General features: G+C 71.2%; 20 protein-coding genes. 6 read left to right on the top strand and 14 right to left on the bottom strand.

The annotated features are described in order from the left end of the window. Positions 1 to 117: 117 nt before the first annotated feature. Positions 118 to 2,112 (bottom strand): CocE/NonD family hydrolase, encoded by a 1,995-nt coding sequence (locus ACFVXE_RS21485; RefSeq protein ID WP_389673149.1) that lies wholly within the window; start codon positions 2,110 to 2,112, stop codon positions 118 to 120. Positions 2,113 to 2,435: 323 nt separating this feature from the next. On the opposite strand from ACFVXE_RS21485, the gene ACFVXE_RS21490 reads away from it, so the two are divergent. The 5 genes from ACFVXE_RS21490 to ACFVXE_RS21510 all read left to right on the top strand — a co-directional run bounded on the left by ACFVXE_RS21490 (position 2,436) and on the right by ACFVXE_RS21510 (position 7,741). Then, the gene (locus ACFVXE_RS21490; RefSeq protein ID WP_389673151.1) at positions 2,436 to 3,446 is read left to right on the top strand and encodes a polyprenyl synthetase family protein; all 1,011 of its coding nucleotides are present in this window, start codon (positions 2,436 to 2,438) and stop codon (positions 3,444 to 3,446) included. Positions 3,447 to 3,674: 228 nt separating this feature from the next. Beyond that, positions 3,675 to 4,934, top strand: coding sequence for an outer membrane lipoprotein carrier protein LolA (locus ACFVXE_RS21495; protein ID WP_389673152.1), 1,260 nt, complete (start codon positions 3,675 to 3,677; stop codon positions 4,932 to 4,934). Between the two features lie 78 nt (positions 4,935 to 5,012). After that, complete coding sequence (locus ACFVXE_RS21500; protein WP_389673153.1) at positions 5,013 to 5,996, top strand: ATP-binding cassette domain-containing protein; 984 nt, start codon at positions 5,013 to 5,015, stop codon at positions 5,994 to 5,996. Next, on the top strand, positions 5,983 to 6,870 hold the full coding sequence (locus ACFVXE_RS21505; RefSeq protein ID WP_389673154.1) for an ABC transporter permease: 888 nt from the start codon (positions 5,983 to 5,985) through the stop codon (positions 6,868 to 6,870). Before ACFVXE_RS21500 ends, ACFVXE_RS21505 begins: the two co-directional genes overlap by 14 nt. A gap of 277 nt (positions 6,871 to 7,147) precedes the next feature. Beyond that, on the top strand, positions 7,148 to 7,741 hold the full coding sequence (locus ACFVXE_RS21510) for a TetR/AcrR family transcriptional regulator (RefSeq protein WP_389673155.1): 594 nt from the start codon (positions 7,148 to 7,150) through the stop codon (positions 7,739 to 7,741). Between the two features lie 47 nt (positions 7,742 to 7,788). On the opposite strand, the gene ACFVXE_RS21515 is transcribed toward ACFVXE_RS21510, so the two are convergent. The 7 genes from ACFVXE_RS21515 to ACFVXE_RS21545 all read right to left on the bottom strand — a co-directional run bounded on the left by ACFVXE_RS21515 (position 7,789) and on the right by ACFVXE_RS21545 (position 15,180). Further along, entirely contained in the window at positions 7,789 to 8,340 is a 552-nt protein-coding gene (locus ACFVXE_RS21515) for a flavodoxin family protein (protein WP_389673156.1), read from the bottom strand. A 124-nt stretch (positions 8,341 to 8,464) separates the two neighbouring features. Then, positions 8,465 to 9,271, bottom strand: coding sequence for an HAD family hydrolase (locus tag ACFVXE_RS21520; RefSeq protein WP_389673157.1), 807 nt, complete (start codon positions 9,269 to 9,271; stop codon positions 8,465 to 8,467). A 146-nt stretch (positions 9,272 to 9,417) separates the two neighbouring features. Further along, positions 9,418 to 9,867 (bottom strand): VOC family protein, encoded by a 450-nt coding sequence (locus ACFVXE_RS21525; protein ID WP_389673159.1) that lies wholly within the window; start codon positions 9,865 to 9,867, stop codon positions 9,418 to 9,420. 126 nt (positions 9,868 to 9,993) lie between these two features. Next, the gene (locus ACFVXE_RS21530; protein WP_389673160.1) at positions 9,994 to 11,484 is read right to left on the bottom strand and encodes a hypothetical protein; all 1,491 of its coding nucleotides are present in this window, start codon (positions 11,482 to 11,484) and stop codon (positions 9,994 to 9,996) included. A 42-nt stretch (positions 11,485 to 11,526) separates the two neighbouring features. Then, positions 11,527 to 13,086, bottom strand: coding sequence for an FAD-dependent monooxygenase (locus ACFVXE_RS21535; RefSeq protein WP_389673162.1), 1,560 nt, complete (start codon positions 13,084 to 13,086; stop codon positions 11,527 to 11,529). A 98-nt stretch (positions 13,087 to 13,184) separates the two neighbouring features. Continuing rightward, positions 13,185 to 14,198: an EamA family transporter RarD gene (gene rarD, locus ACFVXE_RS21540; protein ID WP_389673164.1), complete on the bottom strand. Its 1,014-nt coding sequence runs from the start codon at positions 14,196 to 14,198 to the stop codon at positions 13,185 to 13,187. Positions 14,199 to 14,325: 127 nt separating this feature from the next. Further along, positions 14,326 to 15,180: an SDR family oxidoreductase gene (locus ACFVXE_RS21545; RefSeq protein ID WP_389673166.1), complete on the bottom strand. Its 855-nt coding sequence runs from the start codon at positions 15,178 to 15,180 to the stop codon at positions 14,326 to 14,328. 110 nt (positions 15,181 to 15,290) lie between these two features. Here ACFVXE_RS21545 and ACFVXE_RS21550 point away from each other — a divergent pair, with 110 nt between their 5' ends. Beyond that, the gene (locus tag ACFVXE_RS21550; RefSeq protein WP_389673167.1) at positions 15,291 to 15,677 is read left to right on the top strand and encodes a winged helix-turn-helix transcriptional regulator; all 387 of its coding nucleotides are present in this window, start codon (positions 15,291 to 15,293) and stop codon (positions 15,675 to 15,677) included. Here the strand turns inward: ACFVXE_RS21550 and ACFVXE_RS21555 are convergent. The 6 genes from ACFVXE_RS21555 to ACFVXE_RS21580 all read right to left on the bottom strand — a co-directional run bounded on the left by ACFVXE_RS21555 (position 15,665) and on the right by ACFVXE_RS21580 (position 24,504). After that, positions 15,665 to 17,620: an APC family permease gene (locus ACFVXE_RS21555; RefSeq protein WP_389673169.1), complete on the bottom strand. Its 1,956-nt coding sequence runs from the start codon at positions 17,618 to 17,620 to the stop codon at positions 15,665 to 15,667. The two genes, ACFVXE_RS21550 and ACFVXE_RS21555, sit on opposite strands and share 13 nt — an antisense overlap. Positions 17,621 to 17,700: 80 nt before the next feature. After that, the gene (locus ACFVXE_RS21560) at positions 17,701 to 18,780 is read right to left on the bottom strand and encodes a 2-oxoacid:ferredoxin oxidoreductase subunit beta (RefSeq protein WP_389673170.1); all 1,080 of its coding nucleotides are present in this window, start codon (positions 18,778 to 18,780) and stop codon (positions 17,701 to 17,703) included. After that, on the bottom strand, positions 18,773 to 20,743 hold the full coding sequence (locus ACFVXE_RS21565) for a 2-oxoacid:acceptor oxidoreductase subunit alpha (protein WP_389673171.1): 1,971 nt from the start codon (positions 20,741 to 20,743) through the stop codon (positions 18,773 to 18,775). Before ACFVXE_RS21565 ends, ACFVXE_RS21560 begins: the two co-directional genes overlap by 8 nt. A gap of 269 nt (positions 20,744 to 21,012) precedes the next feature. Beyond that, on the bottom strand, positions 21,013 to 21,672 hold the full coding sequence (locus tag ACFVXE_RS21570) for a LuxR C-terminal-related transcriptional regulator (RefSeq protein ID WP_389673237.1): 660 nt from the start codon (positions 21,670 to 21,672) through the stop codon (positions 21,013 to 21,015). 133 nt (positions 21,673 to 21,805) lie between these two features. After that, on the bottom strand, positions 21,806 to 23,161 hold the full coding sequence (locus tag ACFVXE_RS21575; RefSeq protein ID WP_389673173.1) for a sensor histidine kinase: 1,356 nt from the start codon (positions 23,159 to 23,161) through the stop codon (positions 21,806 to 21,808). Positions 23,162 to 23,310: 149 nt separating this feature from the next. Continuing rightward, a complete protein-coding gene (locus tag ACFVXE_RS21580; protein ID WP_389673174.1) occupies positions 23,311 to 24,504 on the bottom strand; it encodes a sensor histidine kinase in 1,194 nt (397 codons plus the stop codon). Between the last annotated feature and the right edge of the window lie 92 nt (positions 24,505 to 24,596).

A 24,596-nucleotide genomic window follows, 5' to 3' on the forward strand; every position in this document is an offset into this window, starting at 1 on the left:
CCCTGCGGCGCACCGCACCGGACGCCGCGGGCCGGTCCGCGGAGCCCGGCCGGACAGTGGCCGCGTCCGGTGACCGGCACGTTCCTCCCCTCTCGTACGGCGGGAGCGAGGTGCTTCTCAGCCCGCCGTGCGCGGGATCCGCTTCTCCCAGGTCCGGTGGAAGACGATCTCGCTGCCGTCCTTGCACACCACCTCGTCGGAGGTGATGAAATCGGCCCCGTCGGTGCTCACCTCGGAGCGTGTCGCGATCCGCACGTCCCATGCCGTATCGGGCCGGTGCAGGCGGATCGTCCAGTCGGAGCGGGTGCGCGCCGACAGCGGGTCGTCCTCCTGGATCGTGTACGTCTCCACCGCGCCCTCGGTGTATTCGAGGCCGTCCGGGTGGACGTCGGTGCCTCCGTCGCGCGGGACGGTCTCCAGCCGCCATTCGCCCCTGGCGACATCGCGGACCACCAGACGTCCGGGGCGGGGTTCGTCGAGCGTCACCGGGTGGACGACGCCGAGCGGTTCCGACTGCTCCGCCTCCTCGAACCCGATCGGGGGACCGTCGGAGGGCCGGCGCACCGGCAGTTCGAGAAAACTGCCGTCCGCGTCCAGGGCGAAGCCCGCCGAACCGGGCTGCGGCCAGATCCACGGCCAGTACGAGGAGGAGACGGCCAGCCTGATCCGGTGGCCGGGCGGGAAGGCGTGCCCGATGCCGTTCAGCTCGAAGGCGACGTCCTCGGCCGCACCGGCCGGCCACCCGTCGCACCGGTCGCGGCCGTGCCGGGCCGACAGATTGAGGACGCCGCGGGTGACGAGGGTGGAGGCGCCGTCCGGGGCGACGTCGCAGAGCCGGGCGATCGCCTGGCCGCGCGGTACGTCCATCCGGATCCGGAGCCGCACCCGCGGGCGGCCCAGGATCTCGACCGGGGCCTCCTCGACCGGGAACTCGAACGAGACCGACTTGGCGTCCTCGTCGCGCTGGTCGGGCGGCAGATCGGCGTCGTCGCCCGAAGGTTGGAACCGACCGGCGTCCACTCCGGTCTGCTGCGGCGAGGCGACGGTCCGCACCCCGCCCCGCAGGGCGTACGTGACCGGCGTGACGTTCTCCGACGGCCGGCCGGCGTCACCGACCCACCGGCCGGGCAGCGTCTCGTACACCGTCGCGGGCCGGTGCGACGCGCTGATCCAGGACCGCAGCAGCGGCTCGGACATGACGCCGGTGTCCCTGTCCTTCAGATGCTGGTCCCACCAGCGCAGCGTCTCCTGGAGGAAGCCGATCGAGGGGCCGGGCGGCAGCCCGCGGTCCGGGTACTGGTGCGACCACGGGCCGATCAGCCCGCGTACCTTTGCCGGGTCGAGATGCTCGACCAGCCGCAGCACGGTGTCGCGGTACGGGTCGTGCCAGCCGCCGACCGCGAGTACGTGCGCGGTGATCGACGAGCAGTCCTCGCGGATGCTGCCGTGCTGCCAGTAGCCGTCGCGGGTCTGGTGCGCCAGCCAGGTGTGGACCGGCGGCTCGATCCCTTCGAGCCGCCGCAGCCACATGTCCCTCCAGCCGTCACCGACGTGGGCCGGGTCGGGCGGCCGGGAGGCGAAGGCCAGCATGGCGGCCGCCCGGGCGGGCAGGCCGGCGGCGACGACCGATCCGCCCATGTAGTGCGCGCCGTTGTCGTAGCGGTCGTCGGTCGAGCAGACGGTGACGACCGCCCTCAGCGGTTCGGGGGCGAGGGCGGCGATCCGGAGCGCTTCGGAGCCGCCCCAGGAGATGCCGAACATGCCGACCCGGCCGGAGCACCACTCCTGCCCGGCCAGCCAGTCGATCACGGCGACCCCGTCGGCGGGCCCGGCCGTGCCGCACTCGTCGCCCGGCACCCCCTCGCTGTTGCCGTGCCCGCGGACGTCGACGCGCACGGAGGCGTAACCGTGCCCCGCGTACCAGGGGTGGCGCTGGTGGTCGCGCGGCGCCGTCCGGTCGCTCAGCCGGTACGGCAGGTACTCCAGCAGCGCCGGGACGGGTCGGTCGGAGACCGGCCGCCAGACCCGCGCGTACAGCAGCGTGCCGTCCGGCATCGGGATGCGGACGTCCTCATGGGTGGTTCCGTACGGGAACTCGGTCCGGACATGCATGGCGTCACCCCTGTGGACGTGCCGCGCCGGGGCCGGTCCACGGCGGCCGGACGGCCCGGCGGGCGCCGGGAACCCGGTCCGTGGGCCCTCCTGGCGCCGTGACGAAGGCAGGCTCGTCGCCGGGCGGCGGGCGAGTCCCGTCGGTGACGGCAGCGCTGTGGGACATAAGGAGCCACTCCTGACCGTAAGAGCCGATCCTGAACATACCGGCGGTGGCGGGAAGGCGCCCACGGTGATCCAAACGGGACCGGATACGCTGAGTTGAGTGATGACAGCGACACATCGACATTCCGTGTGATCGTCAGCAGACAGGAGATCCCCTCGTGACCGTCGTCGGGCCGTTCGGACTGAGCGTGCGGGACCAGGCTCTTGAGGCCGATGTCCAGACCGGTTTGGCCGCTGTCGAGGCGGGGCTGCTCGAGGCCACCAAGAGCGACGTCCCGTTCATCACGGAGGCCGCGCAGCATCTCGTACGGGCCGGGGGGAAGCGTTTCCGGCCGCTGCTGGCGATGCTGGCGTCCCAGTTCGGTGATGCGGACGCGCCGGGTGTCGTGCCGTCCGCCGTGGTCGTGGAGCTGACGCATCTCGCGACGCTCTACCACGACGACGTGATGGACGAGGCGGACGTGCGCCGCGGGGTCGACAGCGCCAACACCCGCTGGGGCAACTCGGTGGCCGTGCTGACCGGCGACTTCCTCTTCGCGCGCGCCTCACACATCCTGGCCGACCTCGGCCCGGAGGCCGTACGCGTCCAGGCGGAGGCGTTCGAGCGCCTGGTCACCGGCCAGATCCTGGAGACCGCGGGCCCCCGCGACGGCCGCGACCCGGTCGAGCACTACCTCGACGTGATGCGCGGCAAGACCGGCTCGCTGATCGCCGTGGCCTGCCGGTTCGGCGCGATGATGGCCGGGGCCGACGAGTCGGCCGTCGACATCCTCACCCAGTACGGAGAGCGGCTCGGTGTCGCCTTCCAGCTCGCCGACGACGTCCTCGACATCGCCTCCGACACCCACGAGTCCGGCAAGACGCCGGGGACGGACCTGCGCGAAGGCATCCCGACCCTGCCCGTCCTGCACCTGCGGGCACAGGCGGCGGCCGACGGCAAGCCGGACGACCTGGAGCTCCTGGAGCTGCTGGACGGCGACCTCAGCGACGACGACCGCCTCTCCGAGGTGCTCTGCCGGCTGCGCGCCCACCCGGCCCTGGAGCAGGCCCGCCGCGACACCGTCCGGTACGCGCAGGACGCGCGGGCCGCGCTGAAGCCGCTGCCGGAGTGCTACGCGAAGGCCGCGCTGGAAGAGCTCTGCGACGCCGTGGTGCACCGCGCGGGCTGACACCTGCCCGTCGTTCCGGTCCTCCGGCCCCTAGGGGTTGCGGGACCGGCGGTACCGTGGCGTCATACCGAAGAGGTACGCGGAGTTGCTCCCTCGGGCTGACGATTCCGCCCGGCGATTTTGGTCAGATGGATAAGAACCACTCCTGACCACATCGGGTGAGAACGGCGGCACGGAGTGGACGAGTGCATCCGGACGGAAGCCGCCGACCACGGAGGTAGGGCAGACATGGCACCGAACGACAGCGCAGAGACCACCGGCAGGGCCACGGGCACGGCGAACGGCCGCAAGAAGGCGGCGCGCTACGTCGTACCGGTCGCGGTGGCGGGGGTGGCGGCCGCGACGATCGGGCTGGTCCCCGCACTCGCGGACTCCGGTGACCCCGATCTGCCGGGAATCACCGCACAGCAGCTCGTCGAGAAGATCGCCGCCTCGGACACCCAGCAGCTCTCGGGCACGGTGCGGATCAGCACGGACCTCGGCATCCCGTCGCTGGGCGGCCTGGCGGACTCGCTGGCGCAGAGCGCCGGCGGCGACGACGCACAGGGCGGTCCGGGCGTCGCTCCGCAGGAGAAGCTGACCGAGCTGGCGTCCGGCACGCACACGCTGCGGGTGGCTGCCGACGGCCCCGACAAGCAGCGTGTCTCGGTCCTGGAGAGCGCCGCCGAGTACAGCGTGATCCACAACGGGGACCAGCTGTGGGCGTACGACAGCAAGTCCGACGAGGCATACCACGCGACCACGGACAGGGCCGCGGGCGACGCCGGGAAGCGCTCCGGACACACGGCAGCGGAAGATGTGCCGGCCACGCCGAAGGCGCTGGCCGAAGAGGCGCTGAAGGCGGCCGGCCCCACCACCTCGGTGACGGTCGGCGGCACCGCGCAGGTCGCCGGACGTGACGCGTACAAGCTGGTCATCAAGCCCAGGCAGAGCGGCTCGACGATCGGCGCGATCACGGTCGCGGTCGACGCGAAGAACGGCGTGCCGCTGAAGTTCACGCTCTCCCCGAGCAGCGGCGGCAAGGCGGCGATCGACGCCGGGTTCACCAAGGTCGACTTCTCGAAGCCCGCCGCGTCGCTGTTCGCGTTCACCCCGCCCAAGGGCACCAAGGTGACCGAGGCGGACGACGCCCCGGCGCGGAAGCAGGCGGAGCGGAAGGCCGGGGAGGCGCCCGAGGGGCTGCCCGGCCTGGACAAGCTCGCCGGCGGTGAGGGCGTGAAGGTCATCGGCAAGGGCTGGGGCGCCGTCTACGCGATCGAGGCGCCGGGCGGCACGGGGAAGAGCCCGAAGCCGGCGAAGTCCGATGGCGGACCGGCCGCCGCCCAGCAGTTCCTGGACTCGTTCGGCGACAAGGTCACCGGAAAGTTCGGCTCGGGCACGGTTTTCAGGACCCGGCTGGTCAACGCCCTGATGACGGACGACGGCAAGGTCTACGTCGGTGCGGTGACCAAGGACGCGCTCGTCAAGGCCGCGGACGACGCCGCCTGACCTTCGCCCCCCGCCCCCGCTCCGCCGTACCCTCCGTACGGCGGAGCGGTCCGCCGACCGAACCATGGGGAGTTGCGCATGACGGAGCCCGGTGCCGTGATCGAGCCGCAGGCGACGACCCCGGCCACGGCAGTGATCGAGACCCGGGGCCTCACCAAGCGCTACCGCGGCGGCCAGCTCGCCGTCGACGGGCTCGACCTCACCGTCCCCGAAGGCAGCATCTTCGGCTTCCTCGGGCCCAACGGCTCCGGGAAGACCACCACGATCCGGATGCTGATGGGCCTGATCGACCCGACGTCCGGCACCGCCCGGGTCCTGGGCCGTCCGGTGCCCGGCGCAGCCCGCGCCGTACTCCCGCAGGTCGGCGCGCTGATCGAGGGGCCCGCGCTGTACGGGTTCCTGACCGGCCGGGACAATCTCGTACGGTACGACTCCGTCGACCCGACCGCCGATCCGCGCACCCGCCGCGCCCGGGTCGCCGCGGCGCTGGACCGGGTCGGGCTCGCCGCGGCGGCGGGCAAGAAGGCGAAGGCGTACTCGCTGGGCATGAAGCAGCGTCTCGGTCTCGCCGCCGCCCTGCTGCAACCGCGCCGGCTCCTCGTCCTGGACGAGCCGACCAACGGACTCGACCCGCAGGGCATGCGCGAGATCCGCACCCTGGTCCGTGAACTGGCGGCGGACGGCACCACCGTCTTCCTCTCCTCCCACCTCCTCGACGAGATCGAACAGGTCTGCACGCACGCCGCGGTCATGGCCCGGGGCCGGCTGATCACCCAGGGCCCGGTCGCCGACCTCGCGGCAGGCACCCGCGGACGGCTCGCCGTCACCACCCCCGACCCCGCGGACGCCGCGCGCATCCTCAAGGAACGCGGCATCACCGGCATCACCACCGACGGCGACCGTCTGACCGCCGACGCGCCACCGCGCGAGACCGAACTCGCGGACCTGAACGGGGCGCTGGTCCGCGGCGGGGTGCGCGTACGTTCCTTCGGCGTCGAGCGGGCCTCGCTGGAGGACGCCTTCGTCGCACTCACCGGAGAGGGTTTCGATGTCGCAGGCTGAAGCCGCACCCGTACGGGCCGGCCGGCTCCGCAACCCGCTGTGGTCGCTCGGGATCCTCCGCTCCGAACTGACCACGACGCTGCGCCGTGGGCGCACGCTCGCTCTCCTCGGAGTGCTGGCCGCCGTCCCCGTACTGATCGGGATCTCGGTGAAGATCCAGACGAGCGACGGCTCGCCGGCCGGCCCCGGCGGGGGCGAGGGCGGCCCGGCGTTCCTCTCCCAGGTGACCAACAACGGTCTCTTCCTGGTCTTCGCGGCCCTCGCGGTGACTCTTCCGGTCTTCCTGCCGATGGCCGTCGGGGTCATCGCGGGGGACGCGATCGCGGGCGAGGCCGGCGCCGGCACGCTGCGCTATCTGCTGGTCGCCCCCGCGGGCCGGACCAGACTGCTGCTCACCAAGTACGCGGCCACACTGGTGTTCTGCCTGATCGCGACCCTGGTCGTGGCGGCATCGGCGCTCGCCGTCGGGGCGCTGCTCTTCCCGGTCGGCGACGTCACGACGATCTCCGGGACCCGCATCGGCTTCGGGGAGGGGCTGTTGCGGGCCGGGCTGATCGCGGTGACGGTGGCGGCGTCACTGATCGGGTTCGCGGCACTCGGGCTCTTCCTTTCGACCCTCGCGGGCAGCGGGATCGCGGCGATGGCCGCCGCGGTCGGAGTGCTGATCACCACGCAGATCCTGGACACCGTCCCGCAGTTGAGCGGGATCCACCCGTACCTCTTCCCGCACTACTGGCTGTCCTTCGCGGACCTGTTGCGCGATCCCGTGTACTGGGACGAGGTGGTCAAGAACCTGGGGCTGCAGGGGCTGTACGCGGTGGTGTTCGGCTCGGCGGCCTGGGCGCGCTTCACGGGGAAGGACATCACGGCTTGAGCGGCGCGAGCGGTCCGCGAGGAGCCAACGGTCCCCGAGGTGCGAGCGGCTCGCGAGATGCGAACGGGGCGCATGGGCGCGGCGGTGTCGCGGACCCGTCCGTGCCGTCGGCCGGGCGAGCCGTCCCCCGATCGGCTCGTCGCGGCACGAACGGCACGAACGGTGCGAACAGCGGGAACGACACGACACGGCACGTTCCGTTTCCGCGTGAGTATTGTTCGACTTCTGGCGACGGACTGTCAACAAGGATCAGGCCAAAGCGTCCTATGCTCACCGAATGATCACATCGCCGAGTTCCCAGCGTCGTAGCGAGAGATCACGACGGGCGACACTGGAAGCCGCCCTCGCCCTGTGCACGGAGAAGGGGTACGGCCGCGTCACCATCGAGGCGATCGCCGCCAGGGCCGGGGTCAGCAAGAAGACGATCTACCGCTGGTGGCCGTCGAAGAGCGCGGTGCTGCTGGAGGCGTTCACGGAGGCGCTGGTCGACGCCACGCCCTTCGCCGACACCGGCGACATCGCCGCCGACCTGCGCACTCATGTGACCGGCGCGGTGAATCTGCTCGCCACGCCGCCCTTCGGCCCTGCGTACGCCGGGATCCTCTCGGAGATTCACCACGACGAGGAATTGGCCGAAACTGTTCGGACGCAGCTGATCGAACCCCGTTTCGCCGCGGCGGTCCGCCGGTTGCGCAGAGCTCAGGAGCAGGGGCAGATCGGGCCGGACGCCGATCTTCCGCTGGCCGTGGAGATGCTCTACGGGCCGGTCTACTACCGCCATGTGCTGCGCAAACCGGCCCAGGACCCGGCGACGATAGCCGCGCTGGTCGCCCATGTGCTGCGCTCGCTCGGAAGCTCCGGGACTTCCTGAACTCGCCGAGCGGGTGCGGGCCCGAGTCGGCCCCGCCCGCTCGGGGATCAGCCGAAGAAGGTCTTGGCGCGGGTGACGGCGGAAGCGTCGTTCAGTACGTCACCGGGCCGGTTGCCCCGTCCCAGCAGCATCCCGCCCCATTCCATCCGCATGTACGACGCGATGGTGCGCAGTGTGGCCGTCGCCGGTTCGGCGACGGACGGGTCGGCCGTCGCGAGTGCGGTGACACCCCACAGGGTCCGTCCGGCCATCCGCTCCCTGAAGTCGACGCCGGGCACGCGCATCCACCCCGACCAGTGGTCCAGATAGCGCTTGGTGGAGGTGGACATGGCGTACCAGTACAGCGGCGAGGCGAGCACCAGATCGGTCGCCCCGAGCGTCGTGTCCAACAGGGTGGCGGCGTTTCCGGTCGGGGCGGGATAGCTGCCGTCGCCTTCGTGCCGCAGGTCCTCGAAGTCGGGGAGCGTCAGTTCGTCGAGGTGCAGCCAGCGCTGCTCGGTCTCGGGTGGCAGCTGCTCGGCGGCGAACCGGGCGAGTTCCTCGGTGTTGCCGTCGGTGCGGCTGCTGCCGAGCAGGAACAGGAACGAACGGCTGGTCATGGTGATGGGCTCCCCGAGGCGTTGCGTGCGACGACTGCATGCGTCTGCACTATATGCACATGCATGCAAGATTGGGAACGGGGCGCAAGGCGGCGATGCGGAACGGTCCCCGCTGCCGGGCGGTTCAGGGGAAGAGCCGCTCCAGCACCACCGCGACACCGTCCTCGTCGTTCGACAGCGTCACCTCGTCCGCTGCCGCCTTCAGTTCGGGATGGGCGTCGGCCATTGCGACACCGTGCCCGGAAAGACGGAACATCGGCAGGTCGTTGGGCATGTCGCCGAAAGCGATCGTCGCTGCCGGATCGATACCCATGGCCTCGGCGGCCAGGGCCAGCCCGGTCCCCTTGTCGACGCCGTACGGCTGGAGTTCGACCGTGCCGGGACCGGACAGGGTGACGGTCGCCAGATCGCCGACGACCGCGCGGGCGGCGTCCGCGAGTGCCTCGTCCGCCAGTCCCGGGTGGCGGATCAGCACCTTGACGACCGGCGACGCCCACAGCTCCTCGCGGTGGCCGACCCGCATGGCGGGCAACGTGGGGTGGGGCATCAGATACCCGGGCTCGATCAGTGTCCGCCCGTCCGTTCCGTCCTGGTCCACTGCCGCGAAGACCGGCCCGACCTGGGCTTCGATCTTGCCGAGCGCGGTGTCTGCCGCGTCCCGGTCCAGCGTGGCCGCGCGCACCATCCGCCCGGACCCCGCGTCGTACAGCTGCGCGCCCTGACCGCAGACCACCGGACCCCGGTAGTCCAGCTCCGCGAGCAGGTCGCGTATGCCGGGCACGGGCCGCCCGGTGACCACGATGTGCCGCGCCCCCGCCGCGGCGGCCCGGGCGAGTGCGGCGCGGGATCGGGGACTCAGGGTGTCGTCGCGGCGCAGCAGAGTGCCGTCCAGGTCCGTGGCGACGAGGGCGTATGCGGGAGGGAGGGGCATGGCGCAAGCCTAGGGAGATCCGCTCCCGGTCGTACGGCCCTGACCTGCACGTACGGTCGGGGCCCGGGGCGCGGTGACCGCCGGGCGGGGGCATATCCGCAGGAACTTCGCAAGGCGAGCGGCCGGCCGGCGGGCACCCTGCCCGGTCACTGCACGCAGAACTCGTTGCCCTCGGGATCGGCGAGCACCCACCAAGTGCCGCCCGGCTCCTCCACCTTGCGCGAACGGGTGGCGCCCAGCCCCTCCAGTCGGGCCGCCTCGGCGTCGCGACGTCCCGGGCCGGCGTGCACATCCAGGTGGAGCCGGTTCTTGCCCGCCTTCGGCTCCGGTACGCGCTGGAACAGCAGCCGGCGCCCGAGGCCCATGCCGCTCTCCTCGTCGTACGGATCGTCCGGATGCCGTACCGCCACGAGGTCGCGCCAGGCCCGGCGGCCTCGCGCCTCGATCGTCGCCGCCTCCGGGGCGGCCCCGAGGGCCAGCAGCCGCTCGATCAGCGCACTGTTGTCCTCGACCAGGTAGCCGAGGGCCTCGGCCCAGAAGTCGGCCTGGGCGTGCGGGTCGGCGGCGTCGATGACGAGCTTCCAGTGCAGGGCCATGGAAACCGTTTGTACGGGCTTCAGCGGCGGCTCGGCAACCGGCGCGCCGGGAAAGGGACTTCACGCCCCCGTGCGGGAACGGCCGGCGGTGCGGCCGTTCCCGCGAGGTGGTGTCCCTCAACTGCCTCAGCGGCGGCGACGCCGCAGGATGCGGAGTCCGCCCATGGAGACGGCCGCGGTGGCCGCCATGAGTCCGGCCGCGGCTGTTGCCAGGTGCGAACCGGTCAGCCCGGTGCCGAGCACGCCTGCGCTCGCGGTACCGGTGCCCTGCGTCGTGAGACCGCCCTCACCCGCGTCGACCGGTCCATGGGGCTTGGCACCGTGGTGGCCGCCGCTCCAGTGGTGGCCGCCGCCGGACCACTCGTTGCCCTTCCCGGACCACTCGTGGTTGCCCTTCCCGGACCACTGGTGGCCGCCGCCGGACCACTCGTTGCCCTTCCCGGACCACTGGTGGTTGCCCTTCCCGGACCATTGGTGGCCGCCGCCGGTCCAGTGGTGGTTGCCCTTCTCGGGCTTGTGGTGGCCGCCGCCGGACCAGTGGTGGTTGCCCTTCTCGGGCTTGTGGTGGCCGCCGCCGGACCACTCGTTGCCCTTCTCGGGCTTGTGGTGGCCGCCGCCGGACCACTGGTGGTCGCCCTTGTCCGGCTTGCCGTGCTCTCCGCCGGACCACTGGTGGTCGCCACCGTTGTCACCGCTGCCGTACTCCCCGCCGGTCCACTGGCCGCCGCCGTTGTCGGGCTTGCCGTGCTCTCCGCCGGACCACTGGTGGTCGCCGTTGTCGGGCTTGCCGTGCTCTCCGCCGGACCACTGGTGGTCGCCGTTGTCGGGCTTGCCGTGCTCTCCGCCGGTCTCTCCGCCCCACGCGTGGCCGCTCTCGACGGGATTGGACGGACGCTGGTGGGCCGGCCAGGCGTGGTGGGCCGGCCACGAGTCGAGCGACGGCCAGCTGTGCGACGGCGTCGGGTTGGATCCCTCGTCCGAGGTGATCCGGGTGTCGGCGGACGCACGCACCCCCGTGAGCACGGGCTCCCCGTTCTGACCGCCGACGGTCAGCTCGGCGGTGACGGACAGCGGGCCGAGCGGAGCGTCGGAGTCCGCGGCGAGGGTGAAGTCCGCCCCGGCCTTGCCGCCGGGCTCCAGGGTGCCGCCCGCCCTGAGGTTGGTCGGCAGGTCGCCGGTCAGCGTGCCGTCCGGCTGCTCGGTCAGTTCGACCTCCTGGCCCTCGGAGACGACGGTGAGTTCGTCGGCACCGAGACCTGCGGGTCCGAGCAGCGTCAGACGCGTACCGATGCCCGCATACTCCGGTCCGTCGTCGGGGTTGGTGTACGAGGCGTCCGCCGGACGTGCCCCGTCGCCCGTCACGAGCTCGTCGGGCACGGTGAGACCGGCCGTGGCCGTACCGTTGGCGGCGAAGTCCGATGTGGTGTCGTCGGCGGTGACGTCGTCCACGTACGTGTCGAGCGTGGAGTCGAGTGGGGAAGGCTGCACCACCTGCACCGTGTCGTCGGCGAATGCGGTGGGCGTGGCTGCGCAGATGAGCGCGGAGATGGCTGCCGTGGTGGTGGCGGTGCGCAGGAGCGCACGGGAGTGCCTCGCGAGGTACCGAGTTCGGGTCATACCCGACAGGGGAATATAAGCAGCTAGTAATATTGTGCTCACTCACCGTGACACGCGTTGCGATCGCCCCAATGCCGTACGGTCCAGGTGCTCCGCGACGGTCCCGTGGTCCGCGGCGGGTGCGATCAGCGCCACGTGATTGTCCGGGCGGACCAGGACGAGGGTGTCCTCGCCGATCCCGTACGCCGACCGGGCGTGCCCCTCGTCATCCGTCAGGCCGTCGCGGCCGCCCCCGTCCACCGCGTGCGCCCGTACCGCGTCGCCGTACCGTGCGGCCGTCTCCCGCAGTTCCCGCTCCGTGCCGGCTCCGAACCCGAGGAGGGTGAAGTGCGGGCCGGCGAAGGTCTCGAACAGCCGCACCCGGTCCCCGGTCCCGGCGTCGCGGCACGGCGCGTCCGGGGCGCGGTCGCCGGCCCGCAGCCGGGCCGCGGGACCGCCGGCCGCCCCGTCCTGTGCGAGCGAGCTCCAGCGGTAGCCCCCGCCCAAACCGCTGGTCTCCGCGGTGACCGCCGTCTCCAGGCCGCCGCCCGGCTTCCTGATCGCCTCCAGGGTCGCCCGCAGCCGGTCGGAGGTGATGTCCAGTGTCCTGGCCGCGACGGGCAGCCGCTCCTCCTCGTACGTGTCGAGCAGCCCCGCCCCTGCCTGCCCGGACGCGGTGAGGGCGAGCTTCCAGCCGAGGTTGAACGCGTCCTGGATGCCGGTGTTCATGCCCAGTCCGCCCGCGATGGAGTGCACGTGCGCGGCGTCGCCCGCGAGGAACACGCGCCCCACCCGAAAACGGTCGGCCATGCGCTCGTTGACCCGGTACGCCGACAGCAGTGCGGCGTTCGACAGGCTGCCCCCCGGCAGCCCGGTGTGCTTGGCGAAGAGCCGCCGGAAGCTCTCCTGCGAGGGCGGGACGGGTGCACCGGCGGCGTCCGCCTCCTGCCCCGCCTGGAACCACCAGCCGGATGCTGTGCCCGGGATCGGGCACAGCATCACGGCGCCGTCCTCGTCGAACCACTGGTGCCAGTGGCCGCGGTCGAGCTCCGTCACCTCGACGTCGCCGCAGACCATCGTCCGGCCCTCGTACGTCCGTCCCTCGAACGGCACCCCGAGCAGTTTGCGCACCGTGCTGTGGCCGCCGTCGCAGCCCACCATGTACCGCGCGCCGATCTCCTCGCCACCGGCGAGCACGGCGGTCACGGAGGTGTCCGTCTGCGTCAGTCCCGTCACCTCGGCGCCGAGTTCGACGTGCACCCCGTACTCCGCGAGCCGGGCCCGCAGGATCTCCTCCAGCCGCCACTGGGCGATGAGCCGGCCCCGGTCGTACGGGGCGTCCGGCGTCGGAGCCGATCCCTCGTACGGGTCGGTGTCGGCGATCGGAAGTCCGTTGCGGTACTTGCGCATGGGCAGTGGCGCCGAGCTTGCCGCCAGGACCTCGCCGAGCACCCCGAGGTCCTCCAGGACCTCCAGCGAACGGGGATTGGGGCCCTTCGCCCGCGAGCTGCGCGGGAATCCGGGGGACTTCTCGACGATCCGGACGCCGACGGAGCGCCGGGCCAGGTCGCAGGCCAGGATCAGTCCGGTCGGCCCGGCTCCCACGATCAGTACATCGGTCACGACTGCTCCTCGGTTGCGGTTTCGCTGTGCCCAGGGAAACGTAACCGAGTAAAAAACGCAACTAAGTCATGTTTGATTGGCGTATCGGGTCGAGCCGGTCACTGCTCGCGGGCCGCGTACGGGGAAGGATCCGTGCCCGCGGCCGGGACGGGCTGCTCCGACACCGGCGTCGACGGTTTCACCTTCGACGCCGCCACGGTGAGCAGCGCCGCCTGTGCCCGGGCCCGGGTGCGTCGCGCCGTCCGGAACGCGTCCCACGTCAGCAGGGCGAGTGCCATCCACACCAGCGCGAACCCGGCCCATCGCTCCGCCGGCATCGCCTCGTGGAAGTACAGGATGCCGAGGATGAACTGGAAGACCGGTGCAAGGTACTGCAGCAGGCCCAGCGTCGAGAGCGGCACCCGGATCGCCGCCGCACCGAAGAGGACCAGCGGCACCGCCGTCACGAGACCCGTCGCTGCGAGCAGTGCCGCATGGCCGGCGCCCGCGGAGGCGAACGTGGCGTCGCCCTGCGCGCCGAGCCAGAGCAGATAGCCGAGCGCGGGCAGGAACAGCACCGCGGTCTCAGCGGTGAGCGACTCCAGGCCGCCCATCCCGACCTTCTTCTTCACCAGGCCGTAGGTCGCGAAGGAGAACGCCAGCGTCAGCGAGATCCACGGCGGGCGTCCGTAACCGATGGCCAGCACCAGCACCGCGGCGACGCCGGTGCCGACCGCCACCCACTGCGCGGGCCTCAGTCGCTCGCCGAGGAGTATGACGCCCATCGCGATGGTGACCAGCGGATTGATGAAGTAGCCGAGTGACGCCTCGACGACATGGCCGTTGTTCACGGACCAGATGTACAAACCCCAGTTGACGGTGATCACCGCCGCGGCGACCGTGATCAGCCCCAGCTTCCGGGGCTGCCGGATCAGTTCGCCGATCCACGCCCAGCGGCGCAGCACCAGCAGGGCGATGCCGACGAAGGCCAGGGACCAGACCATGCGGTGGGCGAGGATCTCGATCGCGCCGGAGGGCTTCAGCAGCGGCCAGAAGATCGGGACGATGCCCCACAGACCGTATGCGCCGATGCCGGACAGCAAGCCCGCCCGTTGTTCATTTGTCCCCTTCACGGGCCCTCCCGGCGTCCTCGCGTCAACTGCTCCGTCGACTGAACGAAGGTAACGCCGGCAGGGCCCGGTGTCATACCCGTATCGCAATACGGTCATGACACCGGGCCCGGGCGGCCGGAGGTGGGCGCTACGCGGCTGCGACGGCCACCGTTGCGGCCATCGGCGTCGTCGGCCGTCCGATCAGGCGGGCCAGGTCTCCGGTGGTGCCGGCGAGCAGGCCGCGCGCGATCGCCTCGTCCACGTCGACCAGGATCGCGGCGAAGCCCTCGGGCAGACCGGCGCCGACCAGGATCTCCTGGTGCACGGCGGCGGGGACGTCGTTGTACGCGATCTCCCTGCCGGAGGCCTTCGACACCTCGGCGGCGTACTCCGCGAACGACCAGGCGGTATCACCGCTCAGCTCGTAGCTGCGGCCGAGGTGGCCCTCGCCGGTCAGCACCGCTGCCGCCGCCGCGGCGTAGTCGGCGCGGGTCGCCGAGGCGACCCGGCCCTCGCCGGCGTTGGCCACGACGGCGCCGTGCTCCAGGACGGGGGCGAGGTTGGCCGTGTAGTTCTCGGTGTACCAGCCGTTGCGCAGGAAGGTGTACGGCAGGCCGGAGTCGAGGATCAGCCGCTCGGTGACCTTGTGCTCGGCGGCCAGCTCGAAGTCGGCGTCGGGGCCGCCCAGCACACCGGTGTAGGCGAGCTGGGCGACGCCCGCCGCCCTGGCGGCTTCGATGACCGCGGTGTGCTGCGGCACCCGCTTGCCGACCTCGCTGCCGGAGATGAGCAGGACGCGGTCCCCGGCCCTGAAGGCGTCGGCGAGGGTCTCCGCCCGGTCGTAGTCGGCGATCCGGAGTTCGACGCCGCGGGCGGCGAGCGCGGCGCCCTTCTCCTTGTTGCGGACGACGGCGGCGATCCCGTTCGCGGGCACGGTGGCCAGCAGCCCCTCGATGACCAGGCGGCCGAGCTCTCCGGTGGCTCCGGTGACGACGATGCTCATGGGTGATTTCTCCTCTTTACACGCTCTGGTCCTTGTTTGTTCTGTCTTTCGCTCACTTTAGGACATGCGCTAACCAATAGAAAGTACCCACTTGGAAGTAAGGTACTGGCATGAGCGTAAGCAAGGCGCCCGATGTGAACCGGCAGATGTGCCCCTCCCGCGTGGTGCTCGAACACGTCACGAGTCGCTGGGGGGTCCTCGTCCTCGCCGCCCTGCTGGAGCGCTCCTACCGGTTCAGCGAGCTGCGCCGGACGGTCGGCGGCGTCAGCGAGAAGATGCTGGCCCAGACCCTCCGGACGCTGGAGCGCGACGGTTTCGTGCACCGTGACGCGAAGCCGGTGATCCCGCCCCGGGTGGACTACACCCTCACCGAACTGGGCAAGGAGGCCGCCGAACAGGTCTGGGGCCTGGCCCGCTGGACGGAGCGGCGGCTCGACGCGGTGAACGACGCACGCGAGACGTACGACGCCCGGAGGCAGGTGGGTCACTCCGGCTGAGGAGGCTGCCCCTCCTCCAGCTCCCGCAGCGCCTGCGAGACGTCGAACGGCAGGATGGTCACCACCACGTGCGGCAGCTGCACCAGCGCCTTGGCCATCTTCTCGCCGGTGCCGCGGTGCAGCATCTTGCCGAGCGCGTTCGGATACAGCCGCCTCGGCACCAGAACCGTCAGCGACGTCGTCCGGTCCGCCGTGGTGCGGGCGGCCAGCTCCCTCATCGCATGGCGCAGCCGCCGGTCCGGGCACTCGACCAGCTCCAGCGGCACGGAGGTGGCGGCCGTCGCCTCCCACCGGGCCGCCAGCCGCCTGCCGTACGCCTCGTCGATCGCGAAGTGCACCGCCCGGATCTCGTCCGGGCGCAGCTCATGGGCGTACCGCAGCGCCTTCAGCGTCGCCAGGTCCAGTGACTCGACCAGGACGAAGACCAGATGGCGCCGGAACCGGGGCCGGTCGGCGCCCGGCGACCGGAGGCTCTGCAGTGCGGCGGCCTCGCGCCGGTACTCGCGGTTGATCCGCATCAGCGCCCAGACGCCGAGCGGGAAGATCACCACGACCAGCCAGGCGCCCTCGGTGAACTTGGTGACCGCGAAGATCAGCACCACGGCGGCCGAGATGACGGACGCCAGCGCGTTGACCGAGATCTTCAGCTTGCGGTGCGGTTCGCGGCGGCGCAGGTGGTACGCGGTGAGACCGGCCCCCGCCATGGTGAAGGCGGTGAACACGCCGATCGCGTACAGCGCCACCAGCCGGTCCACGCTGGCGCCGGTGACCAGCAGCAGCGCCAGCGAGACGACGGTGAGCGCGATGATCCCGTTGGAGAACGCCAGCCGGTGCCCGCGCCGGGTCAGCACCCGCGGCAGGAAACGGTCCTCCGCGACGAAGCTGGCCAGGAACGGGAAGCCGGTGAACGGGGTGTTGGCACCCGTGTAGAGCACCAGCGCGGTCGCCAGCTGGACGAAGACCAGCCCGGCCGTCCCCAGCATGCTGCTGCCGAAGGCGAGATGGGCCTCCTGCGCGATGACGGTGGGCGTGCCGTCGGTGTACGGGACGGCGTGCGTCCAGTGCGCCAGGGCCGAGACGCCGAGGACCAGGACGCCGAGCACACAGCTCATCGTGATGAGGGTGCGGCGGGCGTTGCGGCCCTGCGGCTCGCGGAACGCGGAGATGCCGTTGGAGATCGCTTCGAGTCCGGTGAGCGACGAGCCGCCGTTGGCGAAGGAACGCAGCACGATGAAGAGCGAGGCGCCGTACGCCCAGCCGTTGCCCGGGGTGCCCAGCGGAACCACCCCGTCGGCCCGCAGGTCCGCCTGCGGCAGCCCGCCCGTCAATCCGCGCACCCCGGCGACGAGCAGCACCAGACCGACCGCGGCCATGAACAGGTAGGCGGGCAGCGCGAAGGTCCGGCCCGCCTCACGGATGCCGCGCAGATTCCCGTACGCGAGCAGCACGATCACCGCGACGGAGACCGGCAGTTGCAGATGGTCGAGGCCGGTCCAGCCGCCGCCGGCCAGGTGGGCGAGGGAGATGAGGGCGTTGGTGCCGGCCGAGGTCTGGACGGCGACGGTCACGATGTAGTCGACGAGCAGTGCCACGGCGGCGATCTGTGCGATGTTCGGCCCGAAGTTCTCCCGGGCCACGACGTACGAGCCGCCCGCCCGCGTGTAGATCATGACGACATCGCTGTAACAGAGCGTCAGAAGCACCAGGACCAGCAGGATCGCGCCGGTCACCGGCATGAGGAGGGTGAACGCCGCAGCCCCGACGACGGGGACGAGGATCCGGAGCATCTCCTCGGAGCCGTACGCGGAGGAACTGATGCAGTCCGAGGCGAGCACCCCGAGCGCCGTCCGATTGCTCAGCTTCTCGTCGCTGATGCGCTCGGTGGTCAGCGGCTTGCCGAGCAGATGCCGTTTGATGCGGTAAGCGGGACGGTCCAGGGCCATGGGCACATGAGAACGGGTGCCGGGCCGGGAGCGGTGAAGACTCCCCGGCCAGGCACCCGTACGGTGCGCCTCGCGGGCCGCTACCCGACGACCGTCCAGTTGTCGTTGCCCGCGAGCAGCGCGGCCAGGTCGCCCTTGCCGTTCTGCTCGACGGCGGTGTCGAGCTGATCGGCCATCTGCGTGTCGTACACCGGCCGGTCGACGCTGCGCAGCACCCCGATGGGGGTCTGGTGCAGAGTGTCGGGGTCGGCGAGCCGGGACAGTGCGAACGCCGTGGTGGGGCTGGCGGCGTGCGCGTCGTGGACCAGGACCTGCGACTCGTTCTCCGCGGTGACCGCCACGACCTTGAGGTCGCCGGAGTCCGGGTCGCGGACGACGCCCTTGGACCGGCCGGCGCCGAAGCGGATCGGCTGCCCGTGCTCCAGCCGGATCACCGCCTCCTCCGCCTGCTCCTGGTCCTTGAGTACCTCGAAGGCGCCGTCGTTGAAGATGTTGCAGTTCTGGTAGATCTCCACCAGCGCCGTGCCGGGGTGGGCCGCCGCCTCGCGCAGCACACCGGTGAGGTGTTTGCGGTCGGAGTCGACCGTGCGGGCGACGAAGGACGCCTCCGCCCCGAGGGCCAGCGACACCGGGTTGAACGGGGCGTCGAGCGAGCCCATCGGCGTCGACTTGGTGATCTTGCCGACCTCGGAAGTGGGGGAGTACTGCCCCTTGGTGAGTCCGTAGATCCGGTTGTTGAAGAGCAGGATCTTCAGGTTCACGTTGCGGCGCAGCGCGTGGATGAGGTGGTTGCCGCCGATGGACAGCGCGTCCCCGTCGCCCGTGACGACCCACACGGACAGATCACGGCGCGAGGAGGCCAGCCCGGTGGCGATGGCCGGGGCGCGGCCGTGGATCGAGTGCATCCCGTACGTGTTCATGTAGTACGGGAAGCGGGACGAGCAGCCGATGCCCGAGACGAAGACGACGTTCTCCTTCGCCAGACCGAGCTCCGGCATGAAGCCCTGCACGGCGGCGAGGACGGCGTAGTCACCGCAGCCGGGGCACCAGCGCACTTCCTGGTCGGACTTGAAGTCCTTCATGGACTGCTTGGTCTCGGCCTTCGGCACCAGCTGAAGTGCCGGGAACCCGGTGGGGAGTGCCTCGTCGGTGTTAGGCATCGATGGCCTCCTGGAGAGCTGTGGCGAGCTGCTCGGCCTTGAACGGCATACCGTTGACCTGGTTGTAACTGCGGGCGTCCACCAGGTACTTCGCCCGGACGAGCGTCGCCAGCTGGCCGAGGTTCATCTCCGGGACGACCACCTTGTCGTAACGCTCCAGCACCTCGCCGAGATTCCTCGGGAACGGGTTGAGGTGGCGCAGATGGGCCTGGGCGATCGGCTGACCGGCCGCCCGCAGCCGGCGGACGGCGGCGGTGATGGGGCCGTACGTGGAGCCCCAGCCGAGGACCAGGGTCCGGGCACCGGCCGGGTCGTCGACCTCCAGGTCGGGGACGTCGATGCCGTCGACCTTCGCCTGGCGGGTGCGGACCATGAAGTCATGGTTGGCGGGGTCGTACGAGATGTTGCCGGTGCCGTCCTGCTTCTCGATGCCGCCGATGCGGTGTTCGAGACCGGGGGTGCCGGGAACGGCCCACGGGCGGGCCAGCGTCTGCTGATCGCGCTTGTACGGCCAGAAGACCTCGGTGCCGTCGGCCAGCTCATGGTTGGGCCCGGTGGCGAACTGCACGCGCAGGTCCGGGAGGTCGTCGATCTCGGGGATCCGCCACGGCTCCGAGCCGTTGGCCAGATAGCCGTCCGAGAGCAGGAACACCGGTGTGCGGTACGCCAGTGCGATCCGGGCGGCGTCGAGCGCGGCGTCGAAGCAGTCGGCCGGGGTCCTCGGCGCCACGATCGGCACCGGGGCCTCGCCGTTGCGCCCGTACATCGCCTGGAGCAGGTCGGCCTGCTCCGTCTTGGTGGGCAGGCCGGTGGACGGACCGCCGCGCTGGATGTCGATGACGATCAGGGGGAGTTCGAGCGAGACGGCCAGGCCGATGGTCTCCGACTTCAGGGCCACGCCCGGACCGGACGTCGTCGTCACCGCGAGCGATCCGCCGAACGCCGCGCCGAGCGCGGCTCCGATGCCCGCGATCTCGTCCTCCGCCTGGAAGGTGCGGACGCCGAAGTTCTTGTGCTTGCTGAGCTCGTGCAGGATGTCGGAGGCCGGGGTGATCGGATACGAGCCCAGGTAGAGCGGCAGGTCCGCCTGACGGCCGGCGGCGATCAGCCCGTACGACAGTGCCAGGTTCCCGGAGATGTTCCGGTACGTACCGGTGGGGAAGGCCTGGGTCGCAGGCGCCACCTCGTAGCTGACCGCGAAGTCCTCGGTGGTCTCGCCGAAATTCCAGCCTGCCCGGAACGCGGCCACGTTCGCCTCGGCGATCTGCGGCTTCTTGGCGAACTTCGTCCGCAGGAAAGCCTCGGTACCCTCGGTCGGCCGGTGGTACATCCAGGAGAGCAGCCCGAGTGCGAACATGTTCTTCGAGCGCTCGGCCTCCTTGCGGGAGAGCCCGAACTCCTTCAGAGCCTCGATCGTCAGCGTCGTCAGCGGCACCGGATGGACGTTGTACGCCTCCAGCGAGCCGTCCTCCAGCGGGCTGGTCGCATAGCCCACCTTCGCCATCGGCCGCTTGGTGAACTCATCGGTGTTGACGATGATTTCGGCGCCGCGCGGCACATCGGCGATGTTCGCCTTCAGGGCTGCCGGGTTCATCGCGACCAGGACGTTCGGTGCGTCGCCCGGCGTGAGGATGTCGTGGTCGGCGAAGTGCAGCTGGAACGAGGAGACGCCCGGCAGCGTTCCTGCGGGGGCGCGGATCTCGGCGGGGAAGTTCGGCAGCGTCGACAGGTCGTTCCCGAACGACGCGGTCTCCGAGGTGAACCGGTCTCCCGTGAGCTGCATGCCGTCTCCCGAGTCACCCGCGAAGCGGATGATGACCCGGTCCAGGCGGCGGATCTCTTTCTCGGCGCCGGAGTTTTCGGGACGGGGAGCACGTTGTTCCCCGAGAAGAGCCTCGCTGGCCTGATCGGCGTCGTTGGCCTCATCGGCCTGGTCGGCTGGGCTACTGACCTGGCTGGTCACTGAACTGGACCTCCCTTGGGGCGGCGGCTCGGAACCGTCCGGCCCGCCGGCGGTCCCAAGGCCCACCCTACGTCTGTAAGGGTCGCCTTCCCGGGATAGGTCACATGGTGGACGCCATAATGAGACACATATTTGTGCCGATTTGACATATTCTCCGAACCCCCTGGCTCGACCGTCGATGTGACTGCCTGCTCGTTCGGTACCCATCTGCCGGCGCCGGGCCACCGGCCGTTCTCGCACAGCTGACAAGGTGTCAGCGGGTCGTCCGGTCAGGAATTGAGGTAGGTCAGCACGGCCAGGACGCGCCGGTGGTCCCCGTCGCTGGGGGAGAGCCCGAGCTTCAGGAAGATGTTGCTGACATGCTTCTCCACCGCGCCGTCGCTCACCACCAGCTGCCTGGCCACCGCCGAGTTCGTCCGCCCCTCCGCCATCAGGCCGAGCACCTCGCGCTCGCGCGGCGTCAGCCCGGCCAGGACGTCCTGCTTGCGGCTCCGGCCCAGCAGTTGCGCCACCACCTCCGGATCCAGGGCCGTACCGCCCTGCGCCACCCGGACCACGGCGTCGACGAACTCGCGGACCTCGGCGACCCGGTCCTTCAGCAGATACCCCACCCCACGGCTGCTGCCGGCCAGCAACTCGGTCGCGTACCGCTCCTCGACGTACTGTGAAAGGACCAGGACCCCGATGCCGGGATAGTCCTTGCGTAGCCGCACCGCTGCCCGCACACCCTCGTCGGTGTGGGTCGGCGGCATCCGCACATCGGCGACGACCACATCGGGCAGATCGTCCTGTGCGGCGAGGTCGCTCACGGTCTTGAGCAGGGCCTCGGCGTCCCCCACCCCGGCGACGACGTCGTGCCCGAGATCCGTCAGCAAACGGGTGAGCCCCTCCCGGAGCAGTACCGAATCCTCGGCGATGACCACCCGCACCCTGTCCTCCACCACGACGCTGATTCTCCCGCTGCTCTCGTCCGCCGGCCCGTGGCCCACGGAAAACGGTCCCCTGGCCCCTTCAGCATCCCAGCAACGGTCCACGGATGGGGGCTGTGCGGCTGGTTCCGGCTCAGCCGCGCCACGGCAGCTCGGCCGTGACCCGGGTCGGCCCGCCCACCGGGGAATCGACGACGAGAACCCCGTCCACCGCGTCCAGCCGCCCGGTCAGACCGGCCAGTCCACTGCCCGCCGACGGATCGGCGCCGCCCCGCCCGTTGTCGGTGACGTGGAGCATCAGCCGGTCGGCCGTGCGCCACACGTCGACCGTCGCGTGGGTCGCGCAGGCGTGCTTGCTCACGTTCTGCAGCAGTTCGGACACGGTGAAGTAGGCGATGCCCTCGATCGCCTGCGCGGGCCGGGACACCAGGTCCACCTCGACCGTCACCGGGACGGTGCAGCGGGAGGCGACGGCGGAGAGGGCGGCGTCGAGTCCGCGGTCGGTGAGGACGGCGGGGTGGATGCCGCGGGCGAGGTCGCGGAGTTCCTGGAGGGCCACCTTCACCTCGCCGTGGGCCTCGTCGACCATGCGGGCGGCCGCTTCCGGGTCCTGGGTCAGCTTCTCCTTCGCCAGGCCGAGGTCCATGGCCAGGGCGACGAGGCGGGCCTGGGCTCCGTCGTGCAGGTCGCGTTCGATGCGCCGCAGGTCGGCGGCGGCCGTGTCCACGACCACCCCGCGGTCCGACTCCAGCTCCGTGACGCGCGACGCGAGCCGGGAGGGACCGAGCAGTCCGAGCACCATCACCCGGTCCACGGACGCCAGACCGCGGATGATCCACGGGGTGACAAGGACGAGCACCAGACCGAGGGCGCTGGTCACGGCCATTTCGAGGGGCGAGTCGAGATAGATGTCGTGAGTCGCGTCGCCGTACAGCTGGATGCCGTCGATCCCGGCGAAAACGGGGAAGACCCACTGCCACAGCGGATAGGTGAAGGCCGCCCATCCGTACGCCCAGAACGTCAACGAGACCGAGAACGCGAAGACCGCCCACGGGAAGTGCAGCAGCGCGTAGAGCAGATGCCGCCAGGACGTCCCGCTCTTCAGCACCGCGCCGACCCAGGACATCAGGCCGCCCGTCCTGCCCCGCACCGGTGCCGGATCCGCCACCGGCAGCTTCAGCAGCCCCCGCGCCCGGCTCCGCTCCATCGCGCCGAAGCCCCGGCACATGGCCAGGGTGCCGGCGAGAAGCGGAACGCCGAGAAAGGTGATCAGCAGACCCGCGCCGGCGGACACCAGCGAGACCGAGACGCTGAACAGCACCACGCTGATCGGCAGGCTCAGCAGCAGATAGCCGAACTCACGCCAGGTCCTCGCCTCGAACGGTGCGCGCAGCACCGCGGGGACGACGGGCTTCACCGGGGGGTGTTCCCCCGAGCCGGCCCCGGACCGCTGAGGGTCCCGGGTGCCCGGTCCGTATGCCGTGGCCATGGTGCCGTCCATTTCTCTCTGCTCGGTGGTCGTCTCTCTGCGGCAGCCCGTACCGCGGCTGCTCCGTCCAGGGTGCTGTGTCGCGGGGCACCGCACCATGAGGCCGGTATCCCTCTTCGGCCGGGGGTTTTCCCCACCCCGGGCCGCGGTCAGCCGCGCTTCGCGGCTCCTGCGCCGTCCCGGTCCCGCCAGGGCAGCTCCGCCGTGACCGTCGTCGGCCCGCCGGCCGGCGAATCGAGGACGAACAGCCCGTCCACCGCCCCCAGCCGCTCCGCCAGTCCCGACATCCCCGTACCGCCGTCCATCCGCGCCCCGCCGCGGCCGTCGTCGGTGACCTGGAGCATCAGCCGGTCGCCCGACCGCCACACCTCGACGGACGCCGAGCGCGCCCCGCTGTGCTTGCTCACGTTCTGCAGCAGTTCGGACACGGTGAAGTACGCGATGCCCTCGATCGCCTCCGCCGGACGAGCCGGCATGTCCACACCCACCGTCACCGGGACGGTGCAGCGGGAGGCGACGGCGGAGAGGGCGGCGTCGAGTCCGCGGTCGGTGAGGACGGCGGGGTGGATGCCGCGGGCGAGGTCGCGGAGTTCCTGGAGGGCCACCTTCACCTCGCCGTGGGCCTCGTCGACCATGCGGGCGGCCGCTTCCGGGTCCTGGGTCAGCTTCTCCTTCGCCAGGCCGAGTCCCATCGCGAGGGCGACGAGGCGGGCCTGGGCTCCGTCGTGCAGGTCGCGTTCGATGCGCCGCAGGTCGGCGGCGGCCGTGTCCACGACCACCCCGCGGTCCGACTCCAGCTCGGCGATCCTGCGCTCCAGCTCGTCCGAGGGCGAGAGCAGGCCGCGCGCCATCGCCCGGTCCGCGTTGCTGAGCAGCCGGGCCGTGAAGGGCAGCACCGGCCACAGCACGAAGAGGCTCACGAGCGTCACCGTGAAGGTGAGCACGCCCCACGGCAGCCGTATGAAGGAGTACAGCGCCGCCCGCCAGCCCACCGGATCCTTCAGGCTCGACCACAGCCAGGGGAAGAAGCCCCGGTCGCGGTGGACAAGAGCCATCGCACTCGGTTCGTCGACCCGCAACCCGAGCAGCGCCCGGGCGCGCCCGCGCTCCGCCCGGCCGAGCAGCCGGGCACCCTGCAGCCCCCCGGCGAGCAGGGGCAGACCGATCACCGTGACGGCAAGCCCCACCCCGATGCTGACCATGACAACTGTGTAAACAAACCCGGCAATCGCCATCGGCAGGTTGGTCAGGAGATAAGAGATCTCCTTCCAGGTCCACGGATCCAGTGCGAAGCGGGTGGGCAGCAGCCGGTCGTCGCCGGCCACCGGGGGGCTCGAGGTCATGCGCCCAAGCCTGCCGGGCCGGACCCGCACACGCCATGGGGCTCATGGGTGGGGTGAAGTAGGGATAACCCCACCCCTTGGCCGACGCGGCT

Source organism: Streptomyces sp. NPDC058231 (assembly GCF_042882275.1).
Classification (GTDB): Bacteria; Actinomycetota; Actinomycetes; order Streptomycetales; family Streptomycetaceae; genus Streptomyces.

What these genes read in the sequence shown, in the direction of transcription:
- ACFVXE_RS21485 (WP_389673149.1), bottom strand. Translation starts at nt 2,112, where the DNA reads ATGCATGTCCGGACCGAGTTCCCGTACGGAACCACCCATGAGGACGTC.
- ACFVXE_RS21495 (WP_389673152.1), top strand. Translation starts at nt 3,675, where the DNA reads ATGGCACCGAACGACAGCGCAGAGACCACCGGCAGGGCCACGGGCACG.
- ACFVXE_RS21500 (WP_389673153.1), top strand. Translation starts at nt 5,013, where the DNA reads ATGACGGAGCCCGGTGCCGTGATCGAGCCGCAGGCGACGACCCCGGCC.
- ACFVXE_RS21505 (WP_389673154.1), top strand. Translation starts at nt 5,983, where the DNA reads ATGTCGCAGGCTGAAGCCGCACCCGTACGGGCCGGCCGGCTCCGCAAC.
- ACFVXE_RS21510 (WP_389673155.1), top strand. Translation starts at nt 7,148, where the DNA reads ATGATCACATCGCCGAGTTCCCAGCGTCGTAGCGAGAGATCACGACGG.
- ACFVXE_RS21515 (WP_389673156.1), bottom strand. Translation starts at nt 8,340, where the DNA reads ATGACCAGCCGTTCGTTCCTGTTCCTGCTCGGCAGCAGCCGCACCGAC.
- ACFVXE_RS21520 (WP_389673157.1), bottom strand. Translation starts at nt 9,271, where the DNA reads ATGCCCCTCCCTCCCGCATACGCCCTCGTCGCCACGGACCTGGACGGC.
- ACFVXE_RS21525 (WP_389673159.1), bottom strand. Translation starts at nt 9,867, where the DNA reads ATGGCCCTGCACTGGAAGCTCGTCATCGACGCCGCCGACCCGCACGCC.
- ACFVXE_RS21530 (WP_389673160.1), bottom strand. Translation starts at nt 11,484, where the DNA reads ATGACCCGAACTCGGTACCTCGCGAGGCACTCCCGTGCGCTCCTGCGC.
- ACFVXE_RS21545 (WP_389673166.1), bottom strand. Translation starts at nt 15,180, where the DNA reads ATGAGCATCGTCGTCACCGGAGCCACCGGAGAGCTCGGCCGCCTGGTC.
- ACFVXE_RS21550 (WP_389673167.1), top strand. Translation starts at nt 15,291, where the DNA reads ATGAGCGTAAGCAAGGCGCCCGATGTGAACCGGCAGATGTGCCCCTCC.
- ACFVXE_RS21555 (WP_389673169.1), bottom strand. Translation starts at nt 17,620, where the DNA reads ATGGCCCTGGACCGTCCCGCTTACCGCATCAAACGGCATCTGCTCGGC.
- ACFVXE_RS21560 (WP_389673170.1), bottom strand. Translation starts at nt 18,780, where the DNA reads ATGCCTAACACCGACGAGGCACTCCCCACCGGGTTCCCGGCACTTCAG.
- ACFVXE_RS21575 (WP_389673173.1), bottom strand. Translation starts at nt 23,161, where the DNA reads ATGGCCACGGCATACGGACCGGGCACCCGGGACCCTCAGCGGTCCGGG.
- ACFVXE_RS21580 (WP_389673174.1), bottom strand. Translation starts at nt 24,504, where the DNA reads ATGACCTCGAGCCCCCCGGTGGCCGGCGACGACCGGCTGCTGCCCACC.